Here is an 18,661-nt window from a genome sequence, read left to right on the forward strand (position 1 = left end):
TATAAGATAATCAGCACAATATAATTTGCCATACAAGCTTTTATAGCTAATATTTTTTTGCGAAAATTAGCTTTAACCTATCGTACAGCGATGATAGGCTGATTCAGAAAATTCGTAACTATTCTATCTGTTTAAAAAGCGCGCCCTTAAGGTGGCCATTACCTGATCATGAGAAATCCCTTCGCCCCTGTCGAGTTGATGTTTAGCTTTATCAATAGCGCACTTAACCTCGTCCGGAACATCAGCCCAAAAATCGTTTTCAGATAAATTAATTGATGACGTCAGCTTTGTAGAATCGCACTTTCCGTTCTGTCTCATATCTCAAATCTAATATCTCAAATCTCCTTAGCCGAAATCCAAAAATTATTATATCCCAAGCCTATCTGAATATCAATCAGCTCCTGCTGCAGCATTTCTAATACTGCCAGGAAGTTGTATACAAAGTGCACCTTATTTTCTGATTCTTTGGCCAGCGCCTTAAAATCCAGCATTTTATTGATCTTCAGCAACTCGGCAACCGCCTTCTTTTGCTTTTCGATGGTGTAAGGATATTGTACTACGGTATGCTTTACCTCGGTGCTACGGTTAAGGTAATTACGCATCAGGCGATCATGTACCATCATCAGTTTATAAAGGCTTATTTCTGATAGTTCTTCACCGGGTAAAACCACTTTTTCCACCTGCTCCAGATCGTGCTTAATGTTACCGCGCTTTTCCTGTTTAAAGCGTTCATCTTCGTAAGGGCGCAGTTCCTCGCACAGTTCTTTGAACTTTTTGTATTCTATCAGCTTACGGATCAGGTTTTCTTTGGTATCGGTATCATCGCCGGCTGCTTCGCTTTCGTATCGCGGCAACAACATTTTGGCTTTGATGCGCATCAGCGTGGCAGCAACAAATATGAACTCGCTGGCCAGCTCCATGTTAAGGCTGGTCATCTGGTGAATGTAGTTTAAAAAATCATCGGCAATTTTAGCAATGGGGATATCGTGAATATCCAGTTCATCGCGCTCAATAAAAAAGAGCAGCAAATCAAACGGACCTTCAAACTGGGGCAACCTTATCGCAAAACTATCGTCGATCATAATTGTAAAAGTAAAGAGGAGAGTCAAGAATCAAGAATCAGGAGTCAAGATTTTTTGATTTCGGATTTCGGATGTTCGATTTCGGATTTATTTCTGAACCGCGATTAAACAGATTTATCAGATTTCAGGATTTTGATTAACTCGATTGGCCGTTTTTACTCACAAAAACTGCCCTTGCTCCTTTGTCCATAAGTCCTTGCTCTATAAGTCCATAAATCCTTACTCTATTTTTTACGCAAATCGATGGCCTATATTTATAAATAAATGGCTTACTTTGTAAGTTAAAATACGCTAACTAATGTCAATGCAGGTACCGGCCGGAGATTTATTATCGAAAATAAATTACCCTTCTGATTTAAAGCAACTTACCGAAGATCAACTTGAGAAAGTTTGCCAGGAACTGCGCCAGTATATCATAGATGTGGTATCGGTAAATGGCGGGCACTTTGCCGCCAGCCTGGGTGTTGTTGAGCTTACTGTTGCCCTGCAATACGTATTAAATACCCCTTACGATCAATTGGTATGGGACGTTGGCCACCAGGCTTACGGTCATAAAATACTAACCGGTAGGCGTGAGGATTTTCATACCAACCGGGTTTATAAAGGTATCAGCGGCTTTCCCAAACGATCAGAAAGTGAATACGACACCTTCGGCGTAGGGCACTCATCCACCTCAATATCAGTAGCTTTGGGCATGGCCGTGGCATCGCAATACAAAGGCGAAACCGACAGGCAACACGTAGCCGTAATAGGCGATGGTGCCATGACCGCCGGTATGGCTTTTGAGGCACTTAACCATGCAGGTATTGAAAATTCCAACCTGTTGGTGATCCTGAACGACAACAACATGTCTATAGACCCTAATGTTGGGGCTTTGAAGGAATATCTTACTGATATTACTACCTCTAAGCCTTATAACCGTTTCAGGGATGATATTGCACACGTACTGGCCAAGTTATCAGCTATTGGTCCGGATGCATTTAAGATGGCTCAAAAATTAGAGAAAAGCGTAAAAGGCACCCTGCTTAAGCGCAGCAACTTTTTTGAGGCTTTAAAATTCAGGTATTTTGGCCCGATAGATGGTCATGATGTAAATCACCTGGTGAAGGTTTTAAAGGATCTGCGCGATATTCCCGGTCCTAAGTTACTGCACTGCGTTACCACCAAAGGTAAAGGCTATGCTTTGGCCGAAAAGGACCAAACCAAATGGCATGCGCCCGGCTTGTTTGATAAAATAACCGGCGAGATCAAAAAAGCTAAATTTGATAAACCACAACCGCCTAAATACCAGGATGTGTTTGGTATCTCTATCATAGAACTTGCGGAGCAAAACCCTAAAATAATGGGTATTACCCCGGCTATGCCATCGGGCTGCTCATTAAACCTGATGATGAAGGCTATGCCTAACCGCGCTTTTGACGTGGGCATTGCCGAGCAGCACGCTGTAACTTTTTCGGCAGGTTTGGCAACACAAGGCTTAGTTCCATTTTGTAATATCTACTCCAGCTTTATGCAAAGGGCATATGACCAGGTTATACATGACGTGGCCATACAAAAGCTCAATGTAATATTTTGCCTTGACCGTGCCGGTTTTGCCGGTGCCGATGGCCCAACCCACCATGGTGCTTATGACCTTGCTTTTATGCGTTGCATTCCAAACATGACCATATCGGCACCAATGAACGAGGAAGAACTGCGTAACCTCATGTACACTGCCCAACAGGAAAACATGGGTCCGTTTGTCATCCGGTATCCGCGGGGTAACGGTGTTATGGTTGACTGGCAGCGCCCGTTCAAAGCCATACCTGTTGGTAAAGGCCGTAAGATATGTGATGGCGAGGATGTTGCTATTTTATCCATAGGTGCTATCGGTAACGAAGTTGTAAAAGCGACCGCCGCTTTAAATGCCGAAGGCTATTACCCTGCTCATTATGACATCCGCTTTGTTAAACCGCTTGATGAGGCATTGCTGCATGAAGTATTTAAAAAATTCAGCAAGGTGATCACTGTTGAAGATGGTTGTATTGAAGGTGGCATGGGCAGCGCCATATTAGAGTTTATGGCCGATAACGGTTACCAGCAAACCCAGGTAAAACGCTTAGGTATCCCAGACAGGATTGTTGAACATGGCGAACAACCCGAGCTTTGGGCCGAATGCGGCTTTGACGCCGCGGGTGTAGCCCAACAGGTTAAAAACTTAGGGGCAAAAAGGAATGCGCATACGATAGCATCATAAGAATAGCTATATCCTTTACTAAATATAGTCTTAATCGTTATTACTTGGTTTTCACTCATTACAAATTGTAGATCCCAGACTTACGAAGTTTTGAAAACTTCGTAAGTCTTTCTTCGCTTTATCATTACCATATTCAAAGTCCTCAGGTTTTAAAACCCGAATGACGCACGGGTTTATTTGCTTCCTCCTGTAACTTAAATCTTCACCACGCATCTTATAGGCCATAAAAGCACCCCTATGTCCTTAGTCATTAAAGATCTTACCAAACAATACAACAAACATAAAACCGGCCTTTCCGATTATTCCATCACCATTGAAAAAGGCGTATTAGGTTTACTTGGGCCCAACGGGGCGGGTAAATCTACCCTGATGAAGATCATCGCCACCATCAGTAAACCAACAACCGGCACTTTATTTTTAGATGGCGAAGATATAGTGGCCAATCCCGACCGTATCCGTAAGATCCTCGGGTATTTACCACAGGATTTTGGCGTATACCCCAACCTGAACGCTTACGAATTTTTAGAGTACATAGCTGCTATGAAAGGGGTGGGCGGTAACAATCTGCGTAAGCGGATTGATCTGCTGTTGGAGGGCGTTAATTTAACGGCAGATGCCAAACGCCCCATAGGCACCTACTCTGGCGGCATGAAACAACGCATTGGCATTGCGCAAGCACTGCTCAACGATCCTAAAGTGTTGATATTTGATGAGCCAACCGTAGGACTTGATCCCGAGGAACGGGTAAGGTTCAGACAGCTAATCTCCGACCTGGCCGACGATTGCATCATCATCCTTTCATCTCACATCGTATCAGATATTGAAACCATTGCCGATGAAGTGGCGATCATGAAAAACGGTAAATTAATAACCAAGGCTGCCCAACCCGATATTATTAAATTGGTTGAGGGCAAAGTTTTTGAAACACTGGTTGACAATAATGACGTTGCCGCTATTAAAGCTAAATACCAGGTAATTGATACCGGCAGGCAAAAAGATAAAACCCGGGTACGCTTCATTTCGCATACCGGGGCAACAGAATTAGCTGCGGCAACCGTGAGTGCTACCTTAGAGGACGCTTATTTGTTTTTAACCCACGATAATAAATAAGCCGTGAGATACATCAACAGCATTATTAAGGCCGATTATCTGCAGCGCATCCGCAGCTATGCTTTTTTGATTACCCTGGCCATCACTTTTTATGCCGCTTATTCATTTGTTCCGCCACCAACGGCATCATATACCACACTAAACGTAGTGGGCTATAAGGGTGTTTATAATTCGGCCTGGGTAGGGTATGTTTCGGGGATGATGACAGCTATTATGCTATCTATGTATGGTTTTTTCCTGGTAAACGGCGGCATTAAAAAAGATATCGATACCGAAGTGGGCCTGATCATTGCCACAACCCCTATCAGCAATTTTGGTTACCTGCTTAGTAAAATGCTCAGCAACTTTTTGGTGCTGCTTACCATTGCAGGCTGCACCTTTGTGGTAAGCATCATTATGTTTTTTGTGCGTACAACCGGTTCACCTTTTATCATCGGCAACTTTTTAACGCCCTATCTGCTATTTGTAGTACCTGCCATATTTGTAATCTCGTCCCTGGCCGTTATTGCCGAAGTTTTTTTAGGCAGGCGCAGTATATTGCAATACATCGCCTTTTTTTTCTTTTTCGGCGCGCTGATGGCCAATATCAACCAGCAAAAAAATGAAACCGTAGCTGTTTTTATCGACCCTTTTGGTGTGCGCACCATGACCAGCAGCATCAAAAACCACATCAACACCAAATACCATGAACATATTGAAGGCATAAACCTTGGCTTTACCTTTAACAGCAAACGGGGGTTCAAAACTTTTGAGTGGAATGGCATAAACATTACCGGCGAGTTTTTACTAAGTAGGCTATTGTGGGTAATAATAGCGCTGGGATTGGTATATCTATCATCCTTCTTTTTTCACCGGTTTGATTTTAAACAGCCGGTTAGCAAAAAGAAAAAGCCTGGATTAAACGAACAACATACAGATACCACTGCACTTGCCCCCGCCGGCATCAACAGAACCCTTATGCCACCTTTAGTTACCGACTATGGCATTATACCATTCATAAAAACAGAGTTACTGCTATTGACCCGCAAAGGCTCCAAATGGCTTTGGTTAATCAGTATAGGCGCAGCTATTAGTATGCTGTTTGCACCGTTAAATATATCCCACCTTTATATTTTGCCTGTGCTTTGGTTTTTACAGGTAACCCGCTGGTCGGAGTTAACCACCAGGGAAGAAACCAACAGGCTACATTACTTCACTTACGCTTCGTACAAGCCATTACAGCGCATGTTGCCTGCGCAATTATTAGCAGGTGTTGTTATTGCCATAGTACTGGCATTGCCATTAATAGTGCGTTATGTAATAGCGGCCGATGGCTACGCGATATTCAACATCATTAACGGGGCAATATTTATTGTATTATTGGCCGGATGCCTGGGTATTGTTAGCGGGGGTAAAAAAATATTCGAGATCTTTTTCTTTTTACTTACCTACGCGCTTACCCAAAACATTCCTGTGGTTGATTATCTTGGCGCGGTAAAACACGATAGCAATGCAGTGTACATAGCTGTGATGTTAGCATTTAACCTGCTATTGATAGCGGTAAGTTTTGGGGTGAGGAGTTATAAATTGAGGAATGTGTAGGCGGCTTTCGGCTGTTGAAATTCAAACTTACGAAGTTTTAAAAACTTCGTAAGTTTCTAAGCGATAATCAAATAATGAAGAATGATGATGCAGCAAGCATCAATGCACCTTATAACTCGCAATATCATTATACATGCTGCGGAACGAGCTGCGGATGCCGAAGCTTATCATAGCAGTTTTGTCATTAAACTGGGCATTTTTTTCGGTACGGTAAAGTCCAGCCAGCTCAATACGCAGGTTATATTTGGGATTTAACAGGTAGGCTATCTTGCCCTCTAAAAACACCATGTTGGTAGTTAAGCCCTGACCTGTGTAGTTGCCATATTGCCTTGAAGGATCAATATATAACTGGTACAAATCTTTGCCATAGTTTTGACCGTTAATATCCAGGCCATAGTGACCGTAATCTGCCTCGCCGCTAAAATCAAACCTTTTATACGAGTAATTTAACAAGCCCACAACCTCGCGGAAGTTAGCTCCCCATGGATGCGCAAGCGATTCGCCATTGTCGGCATAATTTTCAACCGAACCACGTTCAGAATAAGTATACGGTTTAACGTTATTGGTTTCAAGAAGGTAGTTCAACCCTTTTACACCAAAAAGGTTGGGCCCCCTTAAGCCTAACTGAAAACCATATTTATTACGGGAGCTTCCTTTGCTTGAAAAGAAACTGCTGCTTTCAAACTCATCTAATAAAAATTGCCCGTAAGCAGTGACACCATCACTTATTTTATATTTACCGGTAAAGCCGATTAAAGCATTATCCGGCGATCCGTTGGAGGCTTCCAATGGCCTCAGGAACACAAGTGGGTTAAGGTAAGTATATTCAAAGCCCCTGTAATGGCCGGCATTGTCCTTTTCGGGCCAGATGATAGAATCAAAAAAACCAAAAGACAGGCGATTGCTTACATTCCAATCTAAATAATGAAATACACCAAACTTCTTCCTGTCGCTATTATCAACACGGGCAGTAAGCGGATCGTCCATATAAGCCCACATCGCCATATATCTTACACTGCCTAACGTGGCTGTTACTTTAAAAAACGGATATGGTGATGCATAGTCAGATAATAATTCAGAGCGATAACCATCACCGATAAACGTTTTATCGCGGCCGGCACTGATATTTAAATACTTATTTGGCGTGTATGAGGCTACTGCTGTAATGTACGACCAACGATACTCAGAACCATACAAACCGGCATAAGCCTGCCCGCGTGCAATACCTACCTGGTTGGTATAAGTGGCCAGGTATTCGGGTAATTGAGCGCGATTTTCGTATCCGGCTACGTAATAAGAAAACTGCTTGCCAACAGTGCCCCCAAATTGTAAACCCAATGAGCCGAAGCTTGTATTCTTTTTCCCGGAAAAATCGCGGCTAATATTAAAATCAGGCAACAGGTCGGCGTAAAATGTGGAGTTTTTCCCTTTTACATCAATCTGGTGATCTGTAAAAAACTTTCCTTTAAAACCGCCAATTCCATTCATCAACGAATCATAGTGATGCTTAATCAACGAGTCGTCAACAAAAAATGGCTTCAAAGCACTGTGCACACTGGTTTTAGTTGAATATACATCCTCATCCAATTTTTGATAAAACTGGTATGAATAGGGCTGATAAACAGACTGGGCTTTTACAATTCCACCTGTTAAAATCATTAATAAAATGCTGGTAAATATTTTCTTCATATGTGGAATTGATAAATCAATTTTTGCTTATTCAAAATAATTGTGGGTTGCAAAGCCTCCCTTTTTTAAGTATTCGTCTTTTTTTACCAAATGCAGGTCTGATTGCATCATATCGGTAACCAAAGCCTGCAAATCATATCTGGGCTTCCATCCCAATTTATTAAACGCCTTTGATGCATCGCCAATTAACAAATCAACCTCCGTAGGGCGGTAATATTTGGCATCAACCTTTACAACCGTTTGTCCAAATCTTAAGGCCTCCAAGTTTAAACCAAGATGGAGGGCCTTTTGTTCGTCAATATCAATAATAACCCCGCGCTCATGTTCATTTTTGCCGCTAAACTCAATTTCTATACCCAGTTCATAAAAGGCCATTTTAATAAAATCGCGCACGGTGGTGGTTACACCCGTGGCAATTACAAAATCTTCGGGCTTATCCTGTTGCAGCATCAGCCACATGGCTTCAATATAATCTTTAGCATGGCCCCAATCGCGTTGGGCAGAAAGGTTGCCCACATACAGATAATCCTGCAAACCAAGGGCTATTTTTGAAGCTGCACGGGTAATTTTACGGGTCACAAAAGTTTCGCCCCGGATAGGGCTTTCATGATTAAATAAAATACCGTTACAAGCGTACATCCCGTATGCTTCGCGGTAGTTTACAATAATCCAGTAAGCATACATTTTTGCTACCGCATATGGCGACCGGGGATAAAACGGTGTGGTTTCGCTTTGCGGCACCTCCTGCACCAAGCCATACAGTTCAGATGTTGAAGCCTGGTAAATTTTTGTTTTTTTTACCAGATCAAGCAATCTTACGGCTTCTAATATGCGTAATGTACCAATCCCATCAGCGTTGGCCGTGTACTCTGGTGTATCAAAACTAACTTTTACATGGCTTTGCGCGGCCAGGTTGTAGATCTCATCGGGCTGTACTTCCTGTATCAGCCTGATCAGGTTAGTTGAATCGGTCAAATCGCCGTAATGAAGTTTAAACTTTACATTAGGCTCGTGCGGATCGTTGTATAAATGATCTATTCTTTCGGTATTGAATAATGAAGAGCGCCGTTTTACACCATGAACTTCATAGCCTTTTTTGAGCAAAAACTCGGCTAAGTAAGCACCATCCTGACCTGTAATACCGGTTATTAAAGCTCTCTTCATTATTATTTTTCAATATTACAATATTATCCAATTTAATTGTAAAAACCCGCATAGGGCGTCACTTAAGTTCAGAGGATTTCAGATTTGGGATGTTCGATTTCGGATTTTAGGGTAGATTAGATATCATGATATAGCAAATTCGCCCTGCACGCGGGAGACGCAATTATGCATCTCTACGACGAAGCAAAAGGCTTTTTGTCTTGATTCTTGACTCTTGATTCTAACGTCTATTACCTTCCCGCAACCTCGTTTTCCAGTTCCTGGTACCACTCCTCGCCATATTTACGAATCAGCGGACCTTTTAAAAACTCGTGCACACGTACTTTCAGTTCGTCGCCAAAGGTACAGGCCGGGCTGCAGATGCTCCAGCGGTCGTAATTCAATACATCAAACTCCGGGTAAGCAGTAATACGGATGGGGTATAAATGGCAGCTGATAGGCTTTTTCCAGGTTATGGCACCTTCTTCGTAGGCTTTTTCAATACCGCATTTGGTAATGCCGTTTTCCCATATCACATAGGCGCACTCTTTATTGGTATCCACACAGGGGGTGGTGTAGTCGCCTTCAAAATCTTTTACATAAACACCATCTCTTTCAATGGTTTTGATGCCTTTGGCAGTAAGGTATGGTTTTACTTTGGGGTAAATTTCTTTTAAAATATCCAGTTCGTCGGCATTGAGCGGCGCGCCCGAGTCGCCCTCCAAACAGCATGCACCCTTGCATTTGTTTAAATTGCACACAAAATTTTCTTTAATCACATCTTCGTGCACCAACACGTTGCCAACCTCAATCATATTTTAAATTTACTTCTTTACGGGGTTTAAGGGATACTTCAATCCGCTTGCCGATTTCAGTTCCATTGTAATACTGCCTAAAATAACCTCCACATGGGCTTTTACAGGTATCCTGTTGCCATCATTGGTAACCCAAAGGTACAACTTACTATCCTTACGAAAAATACGACCAGGAATAATTGTAGGATTAAACTTCAAACAGTTAAACGTACCCATATCACATTTAATGGTTTCGGTACCCGCGTAGGTAATGCTCATGTCATGAAAGCCATCATCCAAAAAATACTGCAGCTGAAAAGTTTGCCCCACTTTTAGTTTAGTTACATCAATGGTACGCGCAAAATAATAGGCCGATACAAAATCGAAGGTTTTACCCTTGTAACTAAACTCGCCTTTATTGGCAGTTACCTTTTTATCTTTCTGATCAAAGTTTACGTTATCGGTATGCTTCCATTTCCCTTCGTGTCTGTCCTCGGTATAAAAATAAGGTTCAAGCGTAGTTTCATCAACGTACGATTCATATTTGTTCCTCACCTTATAAAAAACATCAAACGTGCCCGCGGTTTTGCCTTCGGCAATGAGATGAAAGGCCGGTCCGGGTAATTTTTTATCACTGGCTTCAACACGTATATCGGCTTCGGCGGCGGTGAAAAAGCCATATTGCATTTTATAGCTTAGTTTTTCGCCAACCTTAAATACGGGTTCGGTTATTTTGGCAACATCCTGTGTATAGCCTGTTAAGTAACAAAGCAACAGTATGGCAGAGCATAGGAAATATTTTTTCATTAACAGGTTTGCTAAATATCACCGCTTTAGTGTTTACGGCGTGCGCGGATTATGACACCTGCTAATATAAATGGTTTAAATGCTATTTTATTGTACCCCAACGCAATTACATTTTGGGCGTTTCCCCAATAAGGATTGGGGCCGGGCTTTACGCTTATACTGCACAGGCCTTAATCACAGGCCGGTATCCGCTGCAATCCCTAACGCAAATCAGTCTTTACGTTTATAAATAGGCACTGTTGAACATGGTTCGCCAAACATCAGGCTTTTTACTATTGGGGTAAGTTTTTTAGTAAGTTCCACATAGGCCGAAACCGGTACAGCTATATCGCCGCAACCTTTCAACACTATCCGCTGACCAGCATATTGTTCAAAATCGGCTTTGGCAATTTCTTTTTCAAACAACACCGTTTCTAAAACGCCGGCATCGCCAAACACAATTTCGCGGGCGTAGGGGGCCATACGGTTGGCCAGTAACATGTAAGCCCAGGTGGGCACAATGGCATCGGCCGTGCAGGTTATTCCCACGTTTTTGCCCTGGTATTGGGTAAAATCGTGTTCTTTAATAAAGTCGCGCAAATCTTTTTCGCGTAGCATCAGCCCATGAAACAGGTTATCCTTAATATCATAAATAACACGCTCGCCTTCGGGATAAAATGCGGCCGGATCTAAAGTGACCAAACCACTTTGCGCCACCTTATTTATTATATTTTCCTGTATATCCATGTTTTGTAAATGCTAAATGATCAAGCTATAAATTCTAAAGTTTAAATCCCAAGCTATAAATGTTGCGAACCCGCCATGTCACTGCTTAATGCCTACCCATGACAAGTTGTAGATCCCAGACTTACGAAGTTTTAAAAACTTCGTAAGTCTCTCGTCGCTTTGTCATTTCCACCTTCAGAGGCCACCGGATTTTACAACCCGCAACGACATAATTACCTTTAAAATTCAAACCCAAAAAAAATCCGGGAGACAGTTAACTGCTCCCGGATGTAAAATTAGTTTATTTATGTATTATAACACCTTAGCTCTGTTATCTTTTACATTGGCATTATCTTTCAAAGCTTCTAACACCTGGCCATCGGCACGTTGTACCAATGCCTGGGCAATTTGTTGCTTTTGCCTGATGTTGTTGGTAAGCGGAGCAGGGTTGGTAAAGCCATCAACGTAGTATACAAATACGCCTTGTGAACCATTAACCGGTTTTGACAATTTATTTGGCTGTGATCCAAAAATAGAACCGATTAGTTTATACTCTGCAGACTGGCCCGGGATGATTGGGTTAGCAAACACAATATTTTGAACCGGAACTGCTTTTGTACCTGCTTTTTGAGCAACCTGGTCAATAGATGAAGCTCCGTTTAAAGCAGCCTGGAATTTCTCATCCAGTTGTTTGCCTTTTACTTCGTTAAGTACGGCCGGTTTAATTTGTTTTTTAACAGCATCTAAAGAAAGAATTCCTTTAGGTTTAATCTCGGTTAAACGAGGTACAATGTATTGGTCACCAACGGTAAATACCTTGTCGGTTATATCACCTTTATCAGCTTTGTAAGCCCATCTTACTACGTCACGCACATTATCTAAACCTGGCAGGCTGGCAGCTGTACCGGTAACTTCTTCGGCAGTACGTGGTTTCAAACCTTCTTTTGTCGCTTCGGCATCAAAGTTATCTTTGGTTATCGAACCTAAAAACTTCTGCGCTTTGCTGTAAGCAATAGTTTGTGTTTTGCTGCTTGGTGTTATAGGTTTATCAACAACGGCTACTTTTATTACTTTGACAGATCCTTTTTGATCTTCTACCTGGATCAGGTGAACACCAAATTGTGATGTAACAACAATCAGATCACCTTTTTTGGCTTTGAAAGACGCGTTAGTATACTCAGGAGCGATTTGGCCCTGGCCACCGCCCATTGCACCGTTTACATCAAATGCAGGGATATCACCACCTTTGGCAGCACTGCCCCTATCTGAAGAGAAAGTAGTTGCCAGATCGGCAAATGATTTACCACCTTCAATAAGTTTTTTAATTGAGTCGGCTTTAGCAATTGCTTTATCCAATCCGCCTGTTAACTGTGGATTAATCAGGATATGCCTGGTTTTAACCGAATCGAATGTGGTTTTCACATCGCTCAGTTTTGCTAATTTGTAGCTTCCATTTGATACATAAGGGCCATAAACAAAACCTTTTGCCGAGTTAAACATCAATGTATCTAATTTAGGCTCAAGCGTACCTTTCTTTTGGAAAGCAAGCGGCGTTTTAGTTTCAGAATTGATTTGTACAAAAAGTGAATCGTTTGTGCTTACTTTAAGGCTATCTGCCAGTTTGATTACTTCGGCCTTAACCGCTGTACTATCGTCTTTTGAAGGAGAACCATTAAAGCTTACGTACTCAAAAGTCCTGGTTTCCTGTTGGTTTTTAAATTCAGCTTTATGGGCATCGTAGTACGCGCTATAATCGGCGTCCGTTACGGTTACTTTTGAATCTGGGATAGAAGCGTAATCAAGTGTAGCATATTTAAAGTTAACCAGCTTGTTTTTGGCCTGGTAGTCGTCATTAGCTTCTAATGAGTTTACGTATAAACCATTGGTAACCATAGTTACGTACTTGGTTTTTTGTTTGGCTTCAACTACCTGTATAATAAAATCTCTCCATTGGTGCTTTTGAACGGTATCAGCTTTAGCAGATGCCAAATAGGCTAACGCCTGGTTAAGCCTGTTACGGTCAAACGCGCCGGTTTGAGGATCTCTAAACTGGCTCGCAATCTGCGGATCGGGACTATTACCGCTAACCATAGCGTCATTTTCATCTTGCCCAACAACTAAACCTAATTTCTCAATCTCCTTTTTAAGCAACAAATCACTTAACAACTGGTTCCAGGTAGTTTCCTGAATGTAACTGGTAATCTGGCCTGATAAAGGCTGACCACCTGACTGTTGTTTAAATTGATTTGTATTTTGATCCTGAAGTTTATTAAACTTATCCAACGGAATCTTTTCACCGTTTACTACGGCAAGTTCATTACTGTCGTCCCTAAAAAAAGAACCACCTGATCTTACAACCTCGCTTATTATAAAAGCAAGAAGCGCGAAGCCGATAAAGAATGCGAGAATTTTCCCCATTCGCTCGCGCAAGAAACCCATTATACCCATATACTTCTTATAATTTTATATTCTTTTAAAAGAGGGCGCAAGATACAATTTTTAGTAAAATTCTATAACACAAAATTTTCCTGAAAAAAACAACATTATTGTGTCACTTTTTCATCAACATGAAATACGCCTGTACTGCTTTTTAGTGAGGGGTGAAGGAAATTATCATCGCTTTCAAAGGTATCACCGTTTAATACGTTGCCACCTTCCATAACAACCTGTACCGGTTTGTTTGAATAAACCTTTTTCTTTACCTGGTCCCAAAACAACTCGTCAGATTTATAGGTTTCGCCTTTAACATTGGTGGCCACTACATTTTTGTGAAATTCGATGAGTCTTTTGTCATCATCATGCATGATCCCTGTATCGGCAATGATGGTCCCTTTTTCAATCCCACCTTCGTAAAGTACAACCTTTACGCCCTTTGGCATTAATTTATACGGTTTTTTGGTTTGATATTGGAGCATCAATGGGGCGGTAAGATGCAATTTAACTTTAGCCGAGTCGCTCATGATTACATCCAGGCCGGTTGTTGGCTCCACTACTACCCCACCTTTTTCGGTAGACGCGATCTCTTTAACCTTGTTCAAATCGTTTTCGCATGATGATGCAAAAAGTGCAAGCAGGGGCAATAACACCAGGCATAAGCCTTTTATATTTATTGCCCCTTTATACATGATATGATTAATCGAATTTGTATTTGCGGAACCACCTGTCGTTAATAACGAAGCCTAAATGCAGGTTAACGTAATTTTCTTTTACCAGGCCATTAGCCAATGTACCTCGTACGCCAACTTCGGCAGCTATGTTTATTTTGTAAAAGCTGAGCCCATCCTGTGAAGGGCGCAAAGGCAAGCCTAAGCCAGCTGTAATGGCATATCTTTTTATACGGGTATTGTTAACCATCATATAAGTTTCATCGTAGATACCACCAATACGGTAATCAACTGTTGCCAGGTAGTTACGCAGGGTGTTTATATTGGGGGTGTATTGCGCGCCAACATTAATGGTACGGCTGTTTTGCAAGCCCTGGTTTACATCGCTAATACTTAAGTCAGACCATTTACCCATTGAATAATCGGCACCAACCAAAAACTTACCGTCATCCTGGAACGAGATACCGAAACGGTTAATGGCCGGCAATTGTAATTTCCCTTTAGCTCCTTGTTTACTAACTACGCTATCAACCGCTATGTTGTTGTTACCCTGAGCATCTTTAGTGTACTGGCTTACAATATAGCTGCTTGTTGAACCTATTTTTGAACCTACCGATGCAGAATAGCCCAGGATAAGGTGTTTGGTATCAGAAAAATCAAAAGAGTATTGCGCGCCGTAGTCATAGTTTAAACCGCCAATGGCATTGCTTTGCTCAATCCGGGTATTAAAAGTGCCTACAAGGCCAGGAATTTCTGTTGTGCTGATATCTTTAAGGTTACCAAATATATAGGATACGTTACCACCCAGCAATAAATGTTTGGCTACGGTAAAACCATAACCTATATAAGCTTTTGATAAGCCTCCGTCGCCACTGTAATTATAATTGGTAACGTTTGTATCGGCGGGTGAGTTAGTACCTAAATTATTAACCGATTTTTTATAATTATAACCACGTTCGCTATATGGTAATAAACCAAAGCTAAGTGCCGAGTGCTTTGAAACCGGGATACCAAAGGCTACATGGCTAAGCCTGAAATTTTTATCAGTTTGGCTGGCCTGCCCTGTTTGGTTAAAGGTAACAAAATTGCTGTAAACACCAACATCAATAGTGGTTATACCAATAGCCGCGTATGATGCCGGGTTAATAACGTTGATATTGTTAAATAAGCTTATCCTGTTAGTAGCTACGCCTATACCGCCTATACCAATATTTTGGGGCATTAATTGTGGAGAGATATCACCCAAACCAAACCTGGAATACGGTGAACTTGAAGTTGCCTGTGAAAATGCTGCAAGCGAGCTAACAGCAAATAAAAGTGTTAAAAAAAACCTGGTATATTTAATCATTATGCTTTTGTATAGCTGCGTTTAATCCTTTTAAAACCAAATAAGGTTCATTTTTTATATAGGGGGCAAAGATGCTATTTTTTAGCAGCCTATCAAAAAAAATACTATTGCCCCCGCTTAGTACTATATTGAGCTGATTATTAATTGCTTTATAGCTTTCTATAAAACCCGTTAACTCATATTTTATACCGTTTTGCACGCCCGAGCGTATAGCGGTTTCTGTGTTGTTACCATATACGGCATCAAAATCAGCATCGGCGTTGATGAGCGGTAACCCGGCGGTATAATTATTTACTGCCTTATAACGCATATTTAAACCCGGTGATATACTGCCTCCAAAATAATTGGCACCGCTATCTACATAATCATACGTAATGCAGGTGCCTCCTGCTATAACCAGGCTGTTTTGCCCGGGATATAAGTGGCTGGCTCCTATCACGGCGGCTAATCTGTCGGTACCTAAAGTACCGGGTGTTAAATAATGGTTTTTGACCCCGCTGGTCATTTGGTTATTAAAATAAATGAGGGGGATCTTTATCTCTAAATCAGTTTGCCAGGCTTCGGTATGTTTTTTTACTGACGATACTATTGCCTTGGTAACCTTATATTTATCAAACAATTCATTAAGATAATTTCCCTCAACTATCTCAAACTGATTTACCTGCACCAATTGGTCCATCTCAAAAACCGCTACCTTGGTTAAGGTATTGCCAATATCTATAACCAGGTGTGTCATTAGGTCCTAACTAAATTAGAGCCGGAAAATATAACTACACCAAATTTCATTCGATTTATTTTATTGTGTAATAGTTGTTTAAAAAGCCCCCTAAAGCAGCATCATCTCAAACAGTATAATGAAGTCATTATTAGTTTAATGTATATTAAACCAGCTTACTAATAATTTCACGGTACAAAACTAACATAACCCCCGAAATTTGGGCGAATGTAAAAGTTAAAATTTGTTAAACTGAAAGTAGACAATGCTGATTAGCAGCAATAAAAACAGGCTTTCGTAAAACCACTTTTTGGTTGCATACAAAAAGTAATAAGCAAAAAACACGGCGGCGGGCACTACACACAATACAAAATGATTGATGTGAAACGCAGCGTTCACATAAAATGAAAAGGCAGCTATCAGAAAAATAAAAAATAAAAGCTGGAATGATTTACGGATCTGCACATAGCTTTTAAAGAAGTTTTGCTGCAGTTTATAAAAACACAACACCAGGATCATGATAACCGGGATAAGCAGCAGGTAGTTGTATGAATTTATGCTGATATGATCCGGAAACTTTTTCCCTAATGGCAGCCAGATGAGGTAAAACTTATTAATCCTGTCATTAAGATAATAAAAAACGGCCAAAAAGAAAAATATAGTGCCATAACCCAAAATACCAGAAATCCACTCACGCCAATTAAAAGGCCTGAACAGGATAAGCGCTATCCATATTGCTAAAAAAAGGTAAATAAATGGAAAATAAATAAGCGACCCCAACGCTACGATCATACCAGCATCATATGCTATTGATTTGGCGTCCTCGCCTTTATATAGGGTCATGAACTTAAACAGCATCCATATCAGCAAAAAATTACAAATAAGCGGAGGACTTAAAATCAAAAACGGCGAGAACAGGCCCGAAAGCGTTATATACATTAATGCCGGCAAAAACGTAGGCTTACCTAATAAGTTGTAATGATTTATCAAATAGTTAACCAGCAACGCCTGTATAAAAATTAATACAGCGGCCAGTAATATATTAACCGCCGGCGAAAAAACATATTCATAGGCTACCGGCACCAAAAGGCGCGCAAATGGCTCAACAAAAACAAACTCAACTTTATCTGGAATATTGAACAGGTAACCAACCCGGGTAAGCAGCAGCACAAACACCAGCCACAAAATATTCAAAGGATTAAAAGACCGGAAAACCTGGATCATATAGGGCGACAATTTGCGGTGGTAAAATTAGCACAAAAACCGCATTACACTATAATGCTTTGTGGTTTTGCGTAGGTCTTTACCAAATTATCAACTATTTGCGCCGTTTCATCGGGGAAATCAACAACAATCTTTTTATCATCGTTAATCCATTTATGGAGGTGAACACCAAACTGATCATTAATTTCGGCCACTACGGGTACACCTAATTTTGATGCCGAAAGGGCGTTACATTGTTGCTCATACTGCCCCCTCATGGGTATCATCATTACCTTTTTCCCCAGGAACAAAGCCTCGGCCGGGCCTTCAAAGCCACCGCCGGTAAGCAGCCCGGTGCAGCTTGCCAGGCTTTTGTTAAATGCCTCATTATTTACCGGGAAGATCTCGACATTACCTGACTGATATGGTGCCTTTTGCCGTTTAGAGAAAACCTGCCACTTTACATCTTTTGCCGCGCCCAAATGCTTTAATAATGTTTTATCATCATAAGCAGGCAGGTAAACGGTGTAATGCCCAAGGTTTGAGGTTTCCATTTGCCTGATCTCGCTGCGGATAACCGGCGTATTTATAAAAGTATCATATCTTTCAAAATGAAAACCCACGTGATAAGCAGTTGGCGAGTAATTTTTTAAAAGCCACTGCGCAAAAGGGTCTTTTTTTGCCGGCCGTGGTGTGTTTGCAGATACAAAAGAACACTGGTGGCTTAACGATACCGCTTTTACCCGTTGCAGTTTGCAGGCCCAGGCACTTACAGGTTCAAAATCGTTAATAATAAGGTCATATTGTTTGAGTGGCAGGCTCCAGCAATCGCGGATAAAGCGGCGCAGGTTCATGATTTTCCAGGTGGCCCAGTTATCAACGCCGCCATTGGTGCCAAACACAAAGCTAACCCCGTGAAACCTGTACTTAAGCGGCTGCGATAATGAAACCTCAGCCTCGGTACCGCTTACCAGCAAGTCAACCTCGCCGTATTGCTGTAATAAAGGTACAATTTCCCGTGCCCGGCTAATATGCCCGTTGCCGGTTCCTTGTATAGCAAACAATATTTTCATGTAGTGAATAGAGTCAAGAACCAAGAGTCAAGAATCAAGACCAAAAACTGGCCTAATTGTAGACTGATGGG

At 41.5% G+C, this 18,661-nt stretch carries 16 protein-coding genes; 3 read left to right on the plus strand and 13 right to left on the minus strand.

Annotated features, from left to right (window positions below; all coding sequences use genetic code 11):
• Window positions 1–123: 123 nt before the first annotated feature.
• On the minus strand, window positions 124–318 hold the full coding sequence (locus FHS10_RS15575) for a hypothetical protein (protein WP_259092054.1): 195 nt from the start codon (window positions 316–318) through the stop codon (window positions 124–126).
• Window positions 319–335: 17 nt separating this feature from the next.
• Complete coding sequence (locus tag FHS10_RS15580; protein ID WP_259092067.1) at window positions 336–1,082, minus strand: segregation and condensation protein A; 747 nt, start codon at window positions 1,080–1,082, stop codon at window positions 336–338.
• A 304-nt stretch (window positions 1,083–1,386) separates the two neighbouring features.
• Here FHS10_RS15580 and dxs point away from each other — a divergent pair, with 304 nt between their 5' ends.
• From dxs to FHS10_RS15595, 3 genes are all read left to right on the plus strand, one after another.
• Entirely contained in the window at window positions 1,387–3,318 is a 1,932-nt protein-coding gene (gene dxs / locus FHS10_RS15585; protein ID WP_259092182.1) for a 1-deoxy-D-xylulose-5-phosphate synthase, read from the plus strand.
• Between the two features lie 237 nt (window positions 3,319–3,555).
• Window positions 3,556–4,428: an ABC transporter ATP-binding protein gene (locus FHS10_RS15590; protein WP_259092069.1), complete on the plus strand. Its 873-nt coding sequence runs from the start codon at window positions 3,556–3,558 to the stop codon at window positions 4,426–4,428.
• Window positions 4,429–4,431: 3 nt separating this feature from the next.
• Entirely contained in the window at window positions 4,432–6,009 is a 1,578-nt protein-coding gene (locus tag FHS10_RS15595; protein WP_259092071.1) for an ABC transporter permease, read from the plus strand.
• Between the two features lie 99 nt (window positions 6,010–6,108).
• Here the strand turns inward: FHS10_RS15595 and FHS10_RS15600 are convergent, their stop codons facing one another.
• The 11 genes from FHS10_RS15600 to FHS10_RS15650 form a co-directional block, all read right to left on the minus strand.
• Window positions 6,109–7,698 (minus strand): gliding motility protein RemB, encoded by a 1,590-nt coding sequence (locus FHS10_RS15600; RefSeq protein WP_259092073.1) that lies wholly within the window; start codon window positions 7,696–7,698, stop codon window positions 6,109–6,111.
• A gap of 27 nt (window positions 7,699–7,725) precedes the next feature.
• Window positions 7,726–8,862: a GDP-mannose 4,6-dehydratase gene (gene gmd, locus FHS10_RS15605; RefSeq protein WP_259092076.1), complete on the minus strand. Its 1,137-nt coding sequence runs from the start codon at window positions 8,860–8,862 to the stop codon at window positions 7,726–7,728.
• Between the two features lie 230 nt (window positions 8,863–9,092).
• Window positions 9,093–9,656, minus strand: coding sequence for a DUF3109 family protein (locus tag FHS10_RS15610; protein WP_259092077.1), 564 nt, complete (start codon window positions 9,654–9,656; stop codon window positions 9,093–9,095).
• Between the two features lie 9 nt (window positions 9,657–9,665).
• Window positions 9,666–10,442: a DUF3108 domain-containing protein gene (locus tag FHS10_RS15615; RefSeq protein ID WP_259092080.1), complete on the minus strand. Its 777-nt coding sequence runs from the start codon at window positions 10,440–10,442 to the stop codon at window positions 9,666–9,668.
• 210 nt (window positions 10,443–10,652) lie between these two features.
• Window positions 10,653–11,168 (minus strand): DUF2480 family protein, encoded by a 516-nt coding sequence (locus tag FHS10_RS15620; protein WP_259092082.1) that lies wholly within the window; start codon window positions 11,166–11,168, stop codon window positions 10,653–10,655.
• A gap of 291 nt (window positions 11,169–11,459) precedes the next feature.
• Window positions 11,460–13,595, minus strand: coding sequence for a peptidylprolyl isomerase (locus FHS10_RS15625; RefSeq protein WP_259092085.1), 2,136 nt, complete (start codon window positions 13,593–13,595; stop codon window positions 11,460–11,462).
• 95 nt (window positions 13,596–13,690) lie between these two features.
• Window positions 13,691–14,272: an LPS export ABC transporter periplasmic protein LptC gene (gene lptC, locus FHS10_RS15630; protein WP_259092087.1), complete on the minus strand. Its 582-nt coding sequence runs from the start codon at window positions 14,270–14,272 to the stop codon at window positions 13,691–13,693.
• A 7-nt stretch (window positions 14,273–14,279) separates the two neighbouring features.
• Entirely contained in the window at window positions 14,280–15,599 is a 1,320-nt protein-coding gene (gene bamG / locus FHS10_RS15635; protein WP_259092089.1) for a BamG family beta-barrel-assembly machinery protein, read from the minus strand.
• Entirely contained in the window at window positions 15,592–16,335 is a 744-nt protein-coding gene (locus FHS10_RS15640; protein WP_259092091.1) for a type III pantothenate kinase, read from the minus strand. Before FHS10_RS15640 ends, bamG begins: the two co-directional genes overlap by 8 nt.
• A 216-nt stretch (window positions 16,336–16,551) precedes the next feature.
• Entirely contained in the window at window positions 16,552–17,538 is a 987-nt protein-coding gene (locus tag FHS10_RS15645; protein ID WP_259092094.1) for a DUF6427 family protein, read from the minus strand.
• A gap of 44 nt (window positions 17,539–17,582) precedes the next feature.
• Window positions 17,583–18,590, minus strand: coding sequence for a glycosyltransferase family protein (locus FHS10_RS15650; protein WP_259092097.1), 1,008 nt, complete (start codon window positions 18,588–18,590; stop codon window positions 17,583–17,585).
• Between the last annotated feature and the right edge of the window lie 71 nt (window positions 18,591–18,661).

The sequence above is a fragment of the Mucilaginibacter dorajii genome (assembly GCF_024808255.1).
GTDB lineage: Bacteria > Bacteroidota > Bacteroidia > Sphingobacteriales > Sphingobacteriaceae > Mucilaginibacter > Mucilaginibacter dorajii.

Excerpts from the sequence above, each read along its gene's own strand:
- FHS10_RS15575 (WP_259092054.1), bottom strand. The coding sequence starts at position 318 with ATGAGACAGAACGGAAAGTGCGATTCTACAAAGCTGACGTCATCAATT.
- FHS10_RS15580 (WP_259092067.1), bottom strand. The coding sequence starts at position 1,082 with ATGATCGACGATAGTTTTGCGATAAGGTTGCCCCAGTTTGAAGGTCCG.
- dxs (WP_259092182.1), top strand. The coding sequence starts at position 1,387 with ATGCAGGTACCGGCCGGAGATTTATTATCGAAAATAAATTACCCTTCT.
- FHS10_RS15590 (WP_259092069.1), top strand. The coding sequence starts at position 3,556 with ATGTCCTTAGTCATTAAAGATCTTACCAAACAATACAACAAACATAAA.
- FHS10_RS15600 (WP_259092073.1), bottom strand. The coding sequence starts at position 7,698 with ATGAAGAAAATATTTACCAGCATTTTATTAATGATTTTAACAGGTGGA.
- gmd (WP_259092076.1), bottom strand. The coding sequence starts at position 8,862 with ATGAAGAGAGCTTTAATAACCGGTATTACAGGTCAGGATGGTGCTTAC.
- FHS10_RS15610 (WP_259092077.1), bottom strand. The coding sequence starts at position 9,656 with ATGATTGAGGTTGGCAACGTGTTGGTGCACGAAGATGTGATTAAAGAA.
- FHS10_RS15615 (WP_259092080.1), bottom strand. The coding sequence starts at position 10,442 with ATGAAAAAATATTTCCTATGCTCTGCCATACTGTTGCTTTGTTACTTA.
- FHS10_RS15620 (WP_259092082.1), bottom strand. The coding sequence starts at position 11,168 with ATGGATATACAGGAAAATATAATAAATAAGGTGGCGCAAAGTGGTTTG.
- FHS10_RS15625 (WP_259092085.1), bottom strand. The coding sequence starts at position 13,595 with ATGGGTATAATGGGTTTCTTGCGCGAGCGAATGGGGAAAATTCTCGCA.
- lptC (WP_259092087.1), bottom strand. The coding sequence starts at position 14,272 with ATGTATAAAGGGGCAATAAATATAAAAGGCTTATGCCTGGTGTTATTG.
- bamG (WP_259092089.1), bottom strand. The coding sequence starts at position 15,599 with ATGATTAAATATACCAGGTTTTTTTTAACACTTTTATTTGCTGTTAGC.
- FHS10_RS15640 (WP_259092091.1), bottom strand. The coding sequence starts at position 16,335 with ATGACACACCTGGTTATAGATATTGGCAATACCTTAACCAAGGTAGCG.
- FHS10_RS15645 (WP_259092094.1), bottom strand. The coding sequence starts at position 17,538 with ATGATCCAGGTTTTCCGGTCTTTTAATCCTTTGAATATTTTGTGGCTG.
- FHS10_RS15650 (WP_259092097.1), bottom strand. The coding sequence starts at position 18,590 with ATGAAAATATTGTTTGCTATACAAGGAACCGGCAACGGGCATATTAGC.